Genomic DNA, 14674 nt, shown 5'->3' on the forward strand with positions numbered 1-14674 from the left:
CCTCCTCCCCCGCCACCGCCCTTCGCACGCGCGATGCCACCAAAGGCGGCGTATGCGATGCTTGCACCCAAGGCCGAAAGCAATACACGACGAGACGTAAACACTGTTCGATCCTCCTACAATTTCTGTGAAACTTCGGAATTTGATAATCGAAATGCGACACGCACGCGACTTCCACCCGCAAGACGAGAGGCGTCCTTAAGCGATGCTACCGTAGTGTTTAGTTGATTTGCGAGTTTCGCTTTAGCTTAACTTCGTCGTCAGCAAAATATCGGATTTCACAATTTTGGCTAAGAGGAATTTCAGTGCCCAAATCGAAATCTCAACCTGTCCTTCCTTGAGCGATTTGCTGATATAGAGTGTAGTGTCTCCGCTCCCGACCACAGTTCCTTTGGCGGGCTTGGAAATTGCGGGGCCCCCATCTCACCGATACACTCAGTCTTCAACTTGAGCTTGGGGTTTGCAAGGAAATCAGCAACTACTTTCGACCCGCACGGATCGGAATCAATGACATCGTGTCCGATCCCCCGAAAGACCACCACCTGGCCGAAAGGAAGGGTCTTCGCCGCGTGGTCCGCCCATGCTGTCGGCGTTGCTGGATCATATTCTCCCGACAACAGAAGAGTGGGTATGTCAGTGCGGCGCGGCTGCACCTGCGATGCTGGCCCGTTCTCAAGCATCCAAAGAGGGCATGCCCAGGAGTAGTCGTTCAGCTCAACCCATTTCGACCAGTATTTGTCCTGCTTGCCATTCAGATCGGGGAGATCGCTGTCGGAACAACTTACAGAGAAGTCCATACCTTGGGAGATCTCCAGGTCGCCAGCATCGAAAAGTATCTCCGCCAGCGGTCTGAAATCCTGTTTGTATGTCCTCTCGATCAGCTCCGGCAGGGTCAGGAGCGCATCGCGATCGTATAAAATGCCGAATATAAGCTCGAGGAAATCTGCCCCGGAGACATATGTGTAGCGCGCCTCTTTATCTGTGCTGCGCAAGAGCAAAGGCTGCCGATCCAGCTGTCTTGCAATAAGCTGAACAGCATTGGATATCCCATTCATGCATCTGTTCGCTGCCTCACAGTCTCGCTCTAGCAATTTTAACGATCGGTCGAGATTCGGCCCATCTTCGTTCAGGTAATTGATGTCCAGAGGAACAACTGAATCCAGTATACTCGCCGATACCCCTTCGGGGTGCTGGTTCATCACTTCGAGTGCAAGCCTGGTGCCATACGAGACGCCATAGAGAACCCACTTTTCTATCCCGAGAGCCTTCCGAAGGTCATCAATATCCTCCGCATTCTCCTCAGTGTTGTAGGCATCAAGATCAATGCCCTTTGCGATCAACGCCGTCCTGCATGCAAGAACTTCATCTTTTTTGAGCTTGCTAAAGGTGGTTTCGACCTCAACGCTCGAGAGAATGGCGTTCCAATGATCGGGCTTGAAATATTGAGAACAGTCCAAGGCGGGAGCGGACTTTCCGATACCCCGCTGATCAGCGACGATTACTCGGCGTCCGATCATCCAACTCTGGGCGCCGATGAATTCCCACCATCCATCGATGTCGTCGCTATTGGCAATGTCGGTAGGCTGCCCCGGTCCTCCTGTGAGAAACACCACCGGTTCGTGCCGTTCGCGGTCCGGTTCGAATACGACCACGGACAGGACGACCTCGGTACCGCCCGTCTTCTTTCGATTTTCTGGAACATTCACGGTCCCACACGTCATTGCCCGATCCCGGGGAATTTCGAACCAACAGCTGGTTTTCTTGAACTCACCCGCAGTGAGCTCCCCACCCCCCAGGCAAATGAGGAACGCAACCGACGTGACCACGAGAAGAAAACACCAACCTAGTTTGATGTACGCGCGTCTAAACACGGTAGACATCTCGCCCCTCATTTATAAGTATATGAAAACTGCTCGATTACGGATCGAATATTCTTCGCGTCATCGACAAATCAGGAATAAAACGCCCGTAATCACGGCTTCGTTATTTTATTCAAGACGGAGAGTCTTCCCCCCGACATTGCCAAGGAACAATTCCGTGTTTCAGAAAAATGGCAGGAAAAAACCTACCCTGCACGCAGCCTAACGACTCTCTCCATTTCGTGTTCCCAAGCGATATTGGGTTACTCCAACACAAAATTGGAAACAAGCTCGACAAACCGGAGATTATATTAGCGCTTTTGATTGAGCCGTGCGCGAGACAGTTGGTCAGCACTGCGCTTATGTAAGCCGTGTTTTGCGCTACATTGCTCATCCGATTTTGCGCGGGTGCTCGCACCCTCCTCCTTATGGTGGATTCCCATTCTTTAGCATTAACGCATATAAAGACCGCGCTTCTGCACTCACGATGGGAACACAACCATGCGGAATCGAAAGTCACTCCAACTGGCGCTTTTGGCTTGTATATCGCTTTTTCTCACCGACGCCGCTTTAGCGAAAGATGCCTACAAGACACCCTGTAGAGCGGACGCCAAGCGGGTGTGCCACATGGACAACGAAGTTAAGGCGCAAGGCTGCCTTAAACAGCACCTCAGCGAAGTCACGCCGGCTTGCAAGGCCTTCCTCACTAAACAATGAAATGACCACGGATCCTGTTGTTCCGCGTGCTCCAACAGCGGGGTTGCTCGCCGTGGGGTCTCACGCGATGGCACGATGAGCAAGGCGGACACCGTTCGCCCTGCCGGCATTCTGGTCCCGTTCGCTCCAACCGGGCGCCAGTCACGGCCCCGCCAGTTGCGTGGACATGCGAGGATGGCCGGGATTGACGAAAGGTATCAAAGGCCAGCGAGCGGCTGGCTTGTCTGTCTGACAGCCTGCCTCAGCCCACCCTGACCACGAAATGCTTCGTCACCGGCTCGATGATCTTCCAGGTTCCCTTGAAATCGGCTTCCACCACGAAGGCGTCGCCGGGGCCGACTTCGACCGGCGTGCCGCCGTCGGGCGTGATGATGATGCGGCCCGCGATCATGTGCACGAACTCATAGTCGGTGTAGGTGGCGTGATACGTACCGGGCGACGCGCGCCAGGTTCCGGAGATCACCTTGCCGTCCGCGGTCGTGTGCTGGACTGCGGTTTGCATGGTCGGCCGGCCCTCGACCGCGATCCAGCCAGGCAGGTCGCCGGCTTCCGCGTGTTCGACGGTGCCGAATTTCAGGATCGTCTTGTTCGTCATGCCGGGGCTCCGTTTTGCTTCGCTGTCGCACCGTCGGATAGCCGTTACGCGTGGCGTGGGCAATGCCGCCAGGGGGACCAGGGCAACCAATCCGGGTTCACCGGCGCCTTCGCACTGTTTGACGGAGCTCTGAACGAAAAAACCCGCCTGCTCGGCGGGTCCCTGGCGCGACTCAGCACCATAGGCAATTTGTAGCATTAACTGCCTTCACAGTCAATGAAGCTGAGTTCGCGGCCTTGCACCAGGAACCAGGCGCGTCCGCGCCTGGGGTGGGCGATTTGGCAATTCCTGCTGCTCCTCAGTCTGAAATCCTCAGGGCTTGTGGCGCGCCGCGACGAGTTCCGCCTTGCGCCTTGCCGTTTCCATTCCCAGCCCGATGAAGGCGCGCGCGTGCTTGGCCAGCGCCATGTTGTCCGTCCACAGATTACGCCAGATGGCGGTCTTCTTCGACAGGTTCTCGTCGACGATCTCCGAGGAGAAGGATTCGAAGCTGAGATCGTCGGCATAGCCGATCGCCGTCAGCGCATCGAATATCGCGGCGAAGTCGATATTGCCGGTGCCGAGGAAGCCGCGATGGCTCTCGCCGATATGGACATAGCCGATCTTGCCGGCGGCATGGCGGATGGCCAGCCCGACATCGGCCTCCTCGATGTTCATGTGGAAGGTGTCGAGGTGGAGAAAGATGTTGTCGGAGCCGGTGTCCTCGATGAAGGCCAAGCCTTGCGCCGCAGTGTTGAGCAGATTGCTCTCGAAGCGGTTGACGATCTCGAGGTTGAGCGTGACGCCTGCCGCCTTCGCGGTTTCGGCGACCTTGGCCAGCGTCCCGGCGCTGCGGTTCCACTGGTCTCGCGTCGGCGCCTCGGTCTGCAATCCGTGGCTGGTCGAGAGGATACCGGCGACCTTCTGGCCGCCGAGGTCGCGCGTCAGGGCGACGGTGTCGTTGAGGATCCCGACGCCGCGCGCGGCGACCGCCTTGTCGGCGCTCGAAATGTCGCCGTCGACCGGCAGGCCGATGCTGATCGCCACGCCGAGGTCGAGATCGGCGATGCGCTTGGCGAGCCCGCCAATATCGACATTGGCGGGGTCGAGATAGGAGAATTCGATCAGGTCGAAGCCGGCCTCCTTGGTGTTGGCCAGCGTGCGTTCGAGCTCGGCCTGCGTCGAGCTCGCCGACCAGACGAAAGAGTGGATTCCGATGCGCGACATGATCGTCTCCGGTTTTGCGACGAAATGAGGAGGACGCGGCAGGTCAGCCCGGCCGCGTCCGCCTTGGACTGATCAGCGGGCCGCGGTCCAGCCCTTGTAGTCCTTCAGATTCTCGGCGGTGATCAGCTTCGGATCGAGCAGCACCACCGGCTCCGCCGGCTTCTTGCCGGCAAGCACGTCGGCGGCCATCGTCAGCGACTGGCCGGCCATCACGTAGGGATCCTGCGAGGCAGAAGCCTTGATCATGGACTTGCCGGATGCCAGTTCCTTCTCGATGTCCGGCGCGCCGTCGACGGCGGTGAAGATGAACTCCGAGCGGTTGAGCTGCTTGGCGGCGAGCTCGGCGCCGATCGCCGTCGGATCGTTGATGGCGAACACCGCGTCGATCTTGTCGAAACGGGTCAGCAGCGACTGGAACACCTTCAGGCCGCCGTCGCGCGAGCCTTCGGCGTTCTGGTCGTCGGACAGGATCTTGATGTCGGGATGCTGGGCAAGCACGTTCTTGCAGCCCTTCACGCGCTCCAGGATCGACGAGGACGCCGGACCGTTGAGGATGACGTAGTTGCCCTTGCCGCCAGTTTGGTCGACCAGATATTGGCAGGCCTCCTCGCCGGCCTTGACATTGTTGGTCATCACGGTGACGTCGGCGCCTGGCGCGGAGACGTCGAAGGCCGCGACCACGATGCCCGCCGCCTGCGCCTTCTTCACCGCGGGCGCGATCGCCTTGGCATCGACGGCGTTGAGCATGATGACGTCGACGCCGGCGGCGATGAAGGAATCGACCTGCGAGACCTGCTTGTTCAAGTCATAGTCGGCCGACACCGACGTCACCTCGACGTTCGGATTGATCTTCTTGGCCGCGTCCTCGATGCCCTTGATGGTGGCGACGAAGAAGGGGTTGCCGAGCAGGCCGACCGAGATGCCGACCTTGTTCAGGTCCTTGGCCGATGCCGGCGCAATGGCGACGGCCGCGAACGCGGCGCCGCAGAGCAGTTTGGCGATTGTCTTCATTACGCTTACTTCCTCCTGATGCCCCGCGCCTCTCACGGTGCGTTACACAAGCCGGTCTTTGATGCCGGCGACAAGGTCACTCACGTTCTTGCCCCTGCCTGGAGCCTGTAGCGGTCGAGGGCGACCGCCACGATGATGACCAATCCCTTGATGATGTACTGCCAGATGTCCGAGACGCCGGCCAGGATGAGCCCGTTGGACAGCACGGCGATGATCAGCCCGCCGATCAGCGTGCCCCAGATCGAGCCGACGCCGCCGACGAAGCTTGTGCCGCCCAGGATGACCGCGGCGATGGCGTCGAGTTCGTAGGACTGGCCGAGCTGCAGGCCGTTGGCGGCATAGAGCCTGGCCGCCGACATGGCGCCGCCGAGACCTGCCAGCAGGCCGGACACGCCATAGACGAAGAGCAGCACCAGCGGCACCTTGATGCCGGTCAGCCGCGCCGCCTCGGCATTGCCGCCCACGGCATAGATCCAGGTGCCGAGCACGGTGCGTTTCAGCACCAGCCACGACACCACCACCACCGTCAGCGCGATGATGACCAGCCAGGGAACGCCGAACAGCGATCCATTGCCGATGAAGTCGAACGGCAGGTCGGAGTTGAACACCGTCGTGTCTTCACCGAGCAGGCGGGCGACGCCGCGCACGGCGGTCAGCGAGCCCAGCGTGACGATGAAGGGCGGCAGCCTGATATAGGCGATGAGCAGCCCGTTGATGACCCCGAAGCCGAGACCGACCAGAATGGCCGCCGGCACGCCGAGCAGGCCCCAGTCCGGCACCAGCGACACCAGCACCGCCACCATTGCGGAAGCGGCAAGGATCGAGCCGACCGACAGGTCGATGCCGCCGGTGAGGATGACGAAGGTCATGCCGGCGGCGAGCACGATGTTGATCGACGATTGCTGCGTGACGATCAACAGGTTGGTGCCGGTGAGAAAACGCGGATTGATGAACTGGAAGCCGGCCGCCAGCAACACCAGCACCGGCAGCATGCCGAGCGCGGCGAGAGCCGTGCGCAACCGCCGGCTCCTGACTGCCGCCTGGTCCACTGTCGTCGTCGTGGTGGTTCTGTCGGTCATTCCTTCGGTCCTTCTTGGGCCGCTCCCGTCGCAAGTTCCATGATTGCTTCCTGGCGAAGCGGCTCGCCCCGGGATGCCGTCACCTCGCCTGCTATGGCGCCGTCGCGCATCACCAGAACCCGGTCGGCGACGCCGACTACTTCCGGCAGTTCGCTGGAGATCATCAGTATGGCGATGCCCCTGTTGGCGAGATTGTCGATCAGCCGGTAGATTTCCGATTTGGCGCCGACATCGACGCCGCGCGTCGGCTCATCGAGGATGACCACTTTGGGTTCGGTCTCCAGCAGGCGGGCCAGCAGCACCTTCTGCTGGTTGCCGCCCGACAGCGAACCGGCATTGGCCTGCGCCGAGCGGGTGCGGATCGAGAGATCGGCGACGGCTTTCGCAGCGCGCCTGTCGGCGGCGGCGAAGTCCCGCAAGCCGCCGGCGCGCGCATCCCTGGCCAGCACGCCCATGTTGATGTTGTCGGAAATAGACATGTCGAGGAACAGGCCGAGTTCCTTGCGGTCCTCGGTGAGATAGGCGATGCCGGCATCGAGCGCCTCGCGCGGCGAGCCGATGGCGATCGGCTTGCCGTCGAGCTCCAGCGTGCCGGCGCTGCGCCGGTCGGCGCCGAAGATGAGCCTGGCAAGTTCGGTGCGACCCGAGCCGACCAGGCCCGCCAGCGCCAGCACCTCGCCGTGATAGAGGTCGAAGGAGCAGTCCTTCAGCAGCCTGCCGTCGGACATGCCGCGCACCGACAGCGCCACGGCACGCTTTTCGCCCGGCGCGCGGTGATCCTTCTTGTAGAACGCCGAGAGATCGCGGCCGACCATCATCGAAACGAGGCGCGAGGCGCTGAGGTCGGCGCGCTCCAGCGTGCCGACATAGCCGCTGTCGCGCAGCACGCTGACGCGGTCGGCGAGCTGGTAGACCTCTTCCATGCGATGGCTGATGTAGATGATGGCGATGCCTTGCGCCTTCAGCGTCGCGATCACCTCGAACAGCCGCTCGGTCTCGCGCGAGGTCAGCGACGTCGTCGGCTCGTCCATGACGATGATGCGCGCATTGGTCGACAGCGCACGCGCGATCTCGACCAGCTGGCGCTCGCCCAGTGACAGGCCGGAAACCAGGGCACGCGCCGAAAAGGAAACGCCGAGCCGGCCAATGATCTCGGTCGCGCGCCGGTTGCACTGGTCGCGGTCGACGATGCCGAAACGGCGCGGTTCGTTGCCGAGGAAAATGTTCTGCGCCACGGTCAGATTGGGCGCCAGCGACAGTTCCTGGTAGATCACCGCGACGCCGCTGGCGCGCGCCTTGATCGGATCGCCGGTTGCCGCCGGCATGCCATCGATCAGGATCTCGCCGCCGGGATCGGGACGATAGGCGCCCGACAGCACCTTCATCAGCGTCGACTTGCCGGCGCCGTTCTCGCCCATCAGCGCGTGCAGCTCGCCGGCCTGGACGGTAAGCGAAACATCCTGCAGGGCGCGGATCGCGCCGAACGTCTTCGAAATATGGCGCATTTCCAGCACCGGGTGGCGTTCCGCCCCCATGCCGGCTGTCTCCGTTTTGGCCTGCGCGCTCATCGGGCTGCGACCTTGCCGGCGGTCCCGGCGACCAGATCGCGCCAGCCGTCGCGGTAGCCGGCGAGGCTGGTGAAGCGCGCTGCTTTCACCGGCTCCGGCGGCTCGGCGGCGAATTCACGCCCGACGCTCTCGAAAGCCAGGGCCGCAGCGCCCGTGGCGCTGCCTTGCAGCGAAGCGCCCTGCATGAAGGCCTGCTCCGGCCGCAGCTGCGCCAGCAGGCTGGCGAGCAGGCCGCCAGTGTTGAGCCCGCCGTCGACGATCACGGTGTTGCTGGAATGGATGAGGCCGAGGCAGAGGTCGAGCATCAGCGCGACATAGAGCAGTGCCACGGCCGCACGCTCGCCGGCATCAGGCGTGCGTCCGACCAGCCGGCCCGAACGGCCGGGCATCGGCCCACCCGGCGCGAAGCTCGGCAATGCCATCATGCCGGCATCGATCGCCCGCTGCACCGCCGCGCCTTCGACCGGGCCTTGCCAGCCGTCGCTGATGGCGGCGAATTCGCGTCCGCCCATGAAGCGGATGGTCGGCACCGGGCCGCCCTCGACATCGACATTGACCAGCATGTCGCGATCGCGGTCGAGCGCCTCGAGCGGACAGTCGGGATTGAGCACGATGACCCAGGTGCCGGTCGAAACCACTGTCACCGAGCCCAGCCCCTGCCGCCGATAGGCATGGAGCGCGGCATTCGAGTCGTGGACGCCGTTGTGGATGGCGAGCGGCCGCGACGCGCTGCCGAAGTCCTGTTCGCCGATGACAGTACCGGCACGCGCGAAGGCCGGCATCTGGTGGCGCCACCCCTCGGCGTCGACCAGTGAGGAAAAATCGTGACGACGCGGCGCCCACAGATGCGAATGGCAGCCGAGATAGGACACTTCGCAAACCGGCCTGCCGCCAAGGCGCCAGCTCCAATATTGCGGATAACCGAGGATCCATTTCGCCGTCGCGAAAGCGTCGGGTGCGGCCTCCTGCAGCCACAGCATGTGGCGGCCGTAGTTGAAACCGAGCGGCAGCCGCGGCGAGAACGTCTCGGCGTAGTCCGGAATGCGGCGATCGATCCGCGCGGCGATCTCGGCCGGCGGCTCCTGCTCATAATCGAGGATCGGATGCGTCAGCGCCGCGTCGTCGACGAGGGCGAAGGTGCAGCCATGGCCCGACACCATCACCCCTTCCACGCCATGGTTTTCGATCGCAGCGGTGACGGCGCCCAGCGCCCAATCGTGGAGGTCGGCCTCATCGAGCACGCTGAAGCCGCCTTGGCGCGCCCATTTCGGCTGGGTCCGGCGCTCGTCGAGAATGCGTCCGTCCTGGCCGAAGACGAACAGCTTCGAATTGGTCTTGCCGAAGTCGAGCACCGCGACCTTCATGCGATGGCTCCCATGGTCGAAGCAATCCGCACCATGACGCCGGCATCCTCCAGCATGCGCGCGTCGGCATCGGAAAGACCGTCGTCGGTGACCAGCGTGCCGATGCGCGACAGGGGCAGCGCAACGTTACGGGCCTGGATCGAAAGCTTGCGGCTGTCGGCCAGCACGACGATCTGGTCGGCGCACTGGCTAAGCTCGACGATCGAGCGCACCAGCAGCGGGTGCGATTCCAGCAAGCCTTCCTGGCCGATGCCTTGCGCGCCGAGAAAGAACTTCGAAGCGTAGAAAGGTGCCGGATGGGTGAGCGAGTGAATGATGCCCGGCTCGCGATGCAGGTCGCCGCCGGCAACGGTCAGGCTGCAATGGCCATGATCGCTCAGATACGCCGCCAGCGGCATCGAGTTGGTGTAGAGCCGGATGCTGCGCTCGGCGAGCTTGACCCCGAGATGGAAACAGGTCGAGCCGCCATGCACGATAACCGCGTCGCCGTCGCGCACCATGGTCGCGGCTAGGTTGGCGATCTGCCGCTTGGCCTCGACCGCGAGGTCGCGATTCTCGTCATAGGGCCGGGCATAGGCGACGCCGGCCTGCGACGTGCCGTCGAGCGCCGAAACACCGCCATAGACCTTGCGCGCCTCGCCCGCCTCGTCGATCCGGTCGATGTCGCGCCGCACCGTCGCGGCCGAAACGCCGAGCCGCTCCTGCAGCTCCCGCACCGAGGCGAAGGGGCGATCACGCAAGAGTTCGACGATCTGACGCTGGCGGCCGGAGTCGCTCAACTGTTTCCTCCAAAACGCCGTTCTGCGACGGCAGTTGGTGTAACTTACTCAACATTAGCTCGATTGCAAGCCGCAACTGACGGTATTCGATCACGGTTGACGGAACTCACTCTTATCTGCGATATCAACCCGTCGAATGCCCGACCACCGCATTCGACGGTTGGCGGATTGTTGGAGGAGATGCGTGATGGCGACCCAGGCGGATGCGCAGGAATTGGCGGCGCTGCGGGCGCTTTCGGCCGCCATCGGACAGGATCCGCATCTGACCCAGGCCGCCGGCGGCAACACCTCGCTGAAAGCCGCAGACACGCTGTGGATCAAGGCTTCCGGGACCTGGCTGAAAGACGCGCTCGCCGATGACATCATGGTGCCGGTGGCGATGGCGCCATTGCTCGAGGCGGTTGAACGACGCGACCCCGCCGCCGACCAGCCTCAGGCCTTCGCCATCGGCGCGCTCAACCCGCGCGGGCTGCGTCCCTCGATCGAGACCACGGTGCATGCCTTGATGCCGCAGCGCGTGGTCCTGCATGTCCACTGCGTCGACACCATTTCGCTAGCGGTGCAGGCCGATTGCGAGGTCCTGGCCGCGCGCCGGCTCGCAGGCATCCAATGGGCCTATGTTCCCTACCGCCGGCCGGGCCTGCCGCTGGCCCAGGGCATCTCCGAAAGGCTGCGGCCGGGCGTCGACGTCCTGATTCTGGGCAATCACGGCCTCGTCGTCGCGGCCGAGACCGTCACCGGGGCCGAGGCGCTGTTGCGCCGCGTGACCGGGCTTCTGGCAAGGGCGCCGCGCGACGCGGCCGCGCCCGACATCGCGGCACTGACCGCGCTTGCCGCAAATTCCGGCTACCGCTTGCCCGCCGATATCGAGGCGCACGCGGTCGCCATCGATTCCGACAGCCGCCGCATGGCATCGGGCGGCAGCCTTTATCCCGACCATGTCATCTTCCTCGGCAAGGGTTCGGTGGTGGCTGCGCCCGGCGAGGACGTCGCCGCTGTCGTCAGGCGCCGCGGCGCCCAGCCCGTGTCGATCCTGTTCCCGGGGCTCGGCGTCCTGATGCGCGCCAATGCCAGCGCCGGCGCCGACGCCATGCAGCGTTGCCTTGCCGACGTGACGGCGCGGGTCGATGTTACGGCGACGTTGAATTATCTTACCGAGGCGGAGAACGACGAACTCGTCAACTGGGACGCCGAGCAGTACCGCCAGAAACTGAACGCCTCCGGTGGCTGACATGTCGCCCGTCGCCGGCTCGCCTCTCTCGGATCGTCTCGTCATCGGCGTCGATATCGGCACCTCGGGCGCCCGCGCCGTAGCCATGCGTCCGAACTTTTCAATTGCCGGCCAAGCCGCCGTCCGCCTCGACGCATTTGGCCAGGATCCACGCAGTCCGGCGGCCTGGTGGCAAGCGGTCCGGGCAGCGCTGGCGGAGTTGATTGCGGGCATCGACCGAACCACGGTCCGCGCCATCGCCGTGGATGGCACCTCGGGCACGTTGCTGCCGGTCGACGGTGCCGGACGGCCGCTCGCCGAACCGCTGATGTACAACGACAAGGTCGCCGGCGACGATATACTGGCCGCGATCGCGCGCGAGGCGCCGGCGGGCAGCGCCGCGCACGGCGCGACCTCAGGCCTCGCCAAGGCGCTTCACTTCCAGCATCTGCCGGGCGTGGCGGCGGTGCTGCATCAGGCGGACTGGATCGCCGGACAGTTCTCGGGCCGCTTCGACGTCAGCGACGAGAACAACGCCTTGAAAACCGGCTACGATGTCGAGGCCCGCCGCTGGCCGGACTGGATCGCGGCGACCGGAATGCGCATGGATTTGCTGCCTGACGTCGTCGAGCCGGGCGACGTCACCGGCACGCTCACCACGGCGATGGCGGATCTGTTTGGCTTGGGCCGCGACGTGATCGTCGTTGCCGGCACGACCGATGGCTGCGCCTCTTTCCTGGCGACGGGTGCGGCGGGGGTCGGCGACGGAGTCACGGCGCTTGGCTCCTCGCTTACCATCAAGATCCTGTCCGACCGGCCGATCTCGGCGCCGCGATACGGCATCTACAGCCATCGGCTGGGCAATGCCTGGCTGGCCGGCGGGGCCTCGAATTCCGGCGGCAAGGTGCTGGCGCAGCATTTTCCCCTCGCGCGCATCATCGAGCTCAGTGCCATGATCGACCCGGCGACCGAGACCGGCCTCGACTATTATCCGCTCGCCACATCGGGCGAACGGTTCCCGATCGCCGATCCGGCGCTCCCCCCGCGCCTCGTCCCGCGCCCGGTGGATGATGCCGACTATCTCAAGGCGATGTTCGAAGGCATGGCCGCGATCGAAGCGCTCGGCTATCGCCGGCTTGGCGAGCTCGGCGCGCCGGCGCTGACTTCGGTGCGCAGCGTCGGCGGCGGCGCGGCAAATCCGGCGTGGAGCGCGATCCGGCAGCGTAAGCTCGGCGTTGCATTCTTGCCGGCTTTGTCGGACGAGGCCGCTGCCGGAACGGCGCGGCTGGCGTTGAAGGGTGCGAACGAGGCGGGGCTGCTATGAACCGGAAACTGGCTGAACGCCTCGACGGCATCGGACCGCTGGCGGAGCGCTACCAGGTCTTCCTGGTCGACCAGTTCGGCGTGCTGCATGACGGCTCGGCCCCCTATCCCGGCGCGGTGGCGGCCTTGGCGGCACTGAAGCGCGCCGGAAAGACCGTGGTGCTGGTCTCCAACTCCGGCAGGCGCGCCAAGCCCAACGAGGACCGTTTGCTGAGGCTCGGCTTCGAGGCCGGAAGCTGGGATCATTTCGTTTCCTCCGGCGAGGTGGCGTGGCGATCCTTCCACGAAATGGGGGGGACCGGAGCGTTGCGGCCCGGCACGAACTGCCTGTTGATCAGCCGCGATAATGACCGCACAGCGATCGAGGGCCTGCCTTTTGTGTTGACCGGAGCCGGCGATACCGCCAACCTGGTACTGATCGCGGCCAGCGAGGGCGACCGCTACGACCTGGACCATTATCGCCGCCTGCTGGCGCCGGCGGCGGCGCGAAAGGTGCCATGCTTCTGCACCAATCCCGACAAGATCATGCTGACGGCGGTCGGGCCTCGCTTCGGCGCCGGCGAGATCGCCGATCTCTACGAGAGCCTGGGCGGCAGCGTCACCCGCATCGGCAAGCCCGGTCCGGCGATCTTCGATGCCGCACTGGCGCTGGCCGGCGAGCCCGACCGTGCCAGCGTGGTCTGCGTCGGCGACAGTGTCGAGCATGACATAGCGGGCGGAAACGGCTCCGGCATCGCCACGGCGCTGGTCCTGAGCGGGATATTGGCGGACACTTCGGATCTTGTCGCTGTTTTCGACGAGGAGCAGGCCTGGCCGGACTACGTCACGGGGTCCTTCAGCTTCCGTTGACCGCCTCGAGCATGCGCCTTGCGCTCTCCTCGTCGGTGATCAGGATCGTCGGGGCGATCAAGTTCATGGCGCCGAGCAGCGCCGCTGTCTTCTCTTCGCCGCCGGACGTGAGAATGCGGATCGGCGCCTTGCGCAGCCGATCGACCTCCACTGACATCACATGGCTGTTGACGGGATGGTCGACCAAATCGCCATTGCGGTCGAAGAAATGGAACAGAAGGTCGCCAACGGCGCCACGCGCAACCAAGGCCTCGCGGTCCGCCTCCTTAAGAAAGCCGCCGCGAGAGAAGGTGGTGGCCGAAGCGATGCCGCCGACGCTCAGCAGAACGGCATCGAGCACGTTGGCCATCTCAAAAACTTCCTGCAGGCCGCAACGCTCGACCAGCGCGATCTTTGTCTCGACGCTGTCGACGACGGCCGGCGTCGGGATCAGATAGCCGTCGCCCTGGAAGATTTGGGCGAAGCGCCAGGCGAACTCGGCCGGGTTGTAGCGGCGCACGACGCCCACACCGCCCAGCAGCGAAATGACCTTGAAGTCGGTGAGCGATTTGGTGCTGATGAAGGGCAGGCTCGAGAAAAGCGTCTGACCCCAGCCGACGCCGACGCGCATGCCGGATTTCATCGTGTCGGACAGGAAAATCCCGGTCTTCGCGCTGATCGCGGGAATCGGATCGGCATTGGGCGCGGTCAGCGGCGCCACCAGCGCCTGCTTCAGGCCGAACGTGCGCTCCAGCGCGCGCTCCAGCCGCACGATCTCTGACAACTCGCTTTCGATGGTGATTTTCACCTCGTTGCGGGATCTCGCCTCCGCCAGCATGCGCACGATGGTGACGCGGCCGACGCCGAGCACGTCGGCGATCTCGTTCTGCGTCATCTGCTCGACGAAATACATCCAGGCGGCGCGGATCCGGAGGCGGTCCGTACGGCTCTCGTTGACGACCTGTTCGGGCGCCTCGGCCCCGCCGTTTTCGCTATCGCCCTGCCGTCGCCTGCCCAACTGTCTGTCTCCCCGCTCGGCGATGTAGGAGTCCCTCGCCGATTCTCCACGCTGGTTTAATATCGCCTATTGATCTACCAATCGATAGGAACAATGTAGGGTCAGCGGCCGGCTCTC

At 63.8% G+C, this 14674-nt stretch carries 12 protein-coding genes; 3 read left to right on the top strand and 9 right to left on the bottom strand.

Features of this window, described 5'->3' with window-relative positions; genetic code table 11:
- Nucleotides 1–302 precede the first annotated feature (302 nt).
- The 8 genes from LB547_RS17375 to LB547_RS17410 all read right to left on the bottom strand — a co-directional run bounded on the left by LB547_RS17375 (nt 303) and on the right by LB547_RS17410 (nt 10178).
- Nucleotides 303–1880: an alpha/beta hydrolase gene (locus LB547_RS17375; protein ID WP_181178058.1), complete on the bottom strand. Its 1578-nt coding sequence runs from the start codon at nt 1878–1880 to the stop codon at nt 303–305.
- A 937-nt stretch (nt 1881–2817) separates the two neighbouring features.
- Nucleotides 2818–3171, bottom strand: coding sequence for a cupin domain-containing protein (locus LB547_RS17380; protein ID WP_140501578.1), 354 nt, complete (start codon nt 3169–3171; stop codon nt 2818–2820).
- Between the two features lie 312 nt (nt 3172–3483).
- Complete coding sequence (locus LB547_RS17385) at nt 3484–4377, bottom strand: sugar phosphate isomerase/epimerase family protein (RefSeq protein ID WP_140501580.1); 894 nt, start codon at nt 4375–4377, stop codon at nt 3484–3486.
- A 72-nt stretch (nt 4378–4449) separates the two neighbouring features.
- Complete coding sequence (locus tag LB547_RS17390; RefSeq protein WP_140517934.1) at nt 4450–5388, bottom strand: ABC transporter substrate-binding protein; 939 nt, start codon at nt 5386–5388, stop codon at nt 4450–4452.
- 80 nt (nt 5389–5468) lie between these two features.
- Nucleotides 5469–6467, bottom strand: coding sequence for an ABC transporter permease subunit (locus LB547_RS17395; protein WP_140501584.1), 999 nt, complete (start codon nt 6465–6467; stop codon nt 5469–5471).
- Nucleotides 6464–8035, bottom strand: a complete 1572-nt coding sequence (locus tag LB547_RS17400) for a sugar ABC transporter ATP-binding protein (RefSeq protein WP_140764408.1) — start codon at nt 8033–8035, stop codon at nt 6464–6466. The genes LB547_RS17395 and LB547_RS17400 overlap by 4 nt, the downstream gene beginning before the upstream one ends.
- Nucleotides 8032–9399 (bottom strand): FGGY-family carbohydrate kinase, encoded by a 1368-nt coding sequence (locus tag LB547_RS17405; protein ID WP_140764405.1) that lies wholly within the window; start codon nt 9397–9399, stop codon nt 8032–8034. The genes LB547_RS17400 and LB547_RS17405 overlap by 4 nt, the downstream gene beginning before the upstream one ends.
- Nucleotides 9396–10178: a DeoR/GlpR family DNA-binding transcription regulator gene (locus tag LB547_RS17410; RefSeq protein ID WP_140517930.1), complete on the bottom strand. Its 783-nt coding sequence runs from the start codon at nt 10176–10178 to the stop codon at nt 9396–9398. Before LB547_RS17410 ends, LB547_RS17405 begins: the two co-directional genes overlap by 4 nt.
- Before the next feature lie 187 nt (nt 10179–10365).
- On the opposite strand from LB547_RS17410, the gene LB547_RS17415 reads away from it, so the two are divergent.
- The 3 genes from LB547_RS17415 to LB547_RS17425 are packed head-to-tail and all read left to right on the top strand — an operon-like array spanning nt 10366 to nt 13560.
- Nucleotides 10366–11409 (top strand): class II aldolase/adducin family protein, encoded by a 1044-nt coding sequence (locus tag LB547_RS17415; RefSeq protein ID WP_140764402.1) that lies wholly within the window; start codon nt 10366–10368, stop codon nt 11407–11409.
- Nucleotide 11410: 1 nt separating this feature from the next.
- Nucleotides 11411–12712 (top strand): FGGY-family carbohydrate kinase, encoded by a 1302-nt coding sequence (locus LB547_RS17420; protein ID WP_140764399.1) that lies wholly within the window; start codon nt 11411–11413, stop codon nt 12710–12712.
- Complete coding sequence (locus LB547_RS17425; RefSeq protein WP_140764396.1) at nt 12709–13560, top strand: TIGR01459 family HAD-type hydrolase; 852 nt, start codon at nt 12709–12711, stop codon at nt 13558–13560. Before LB547_RS17420 ends, LB547_RS17425 begins: the two co-directional genes overlap by 4 nt.
- On the opposite strand, the gene LB547_RS17430 is transcribed toward LB547_RS17425, so the two are convergent.
- A complete protein-coding gene (locus tag LB547_RS17430) occupies nt 13547–14557 on the bottom strand; it encodes a sugar-binding transcriptional regulator (RefSeq protein WP_140501598.1) in 1011 nt (336 codons plus the stop codon). The two genes, LB547_RS17425 and LB547_RS17430, sit on opposite strands and share 14 nt — an antisense overlap.
- Nucleotides 14558–14674: the final 117 nt, after the last annotated feature.

Origin of the sequence: Mesorhizobium sp. B264B1B (assembly GCF_020165765.1) — a bacterium.
Taxonomy (GTDB): Bacteria; Pseudomonadota; Alphaproteobacteria; order Rhizobiales; family Rhizobiaceae; genus Mesorhizobium.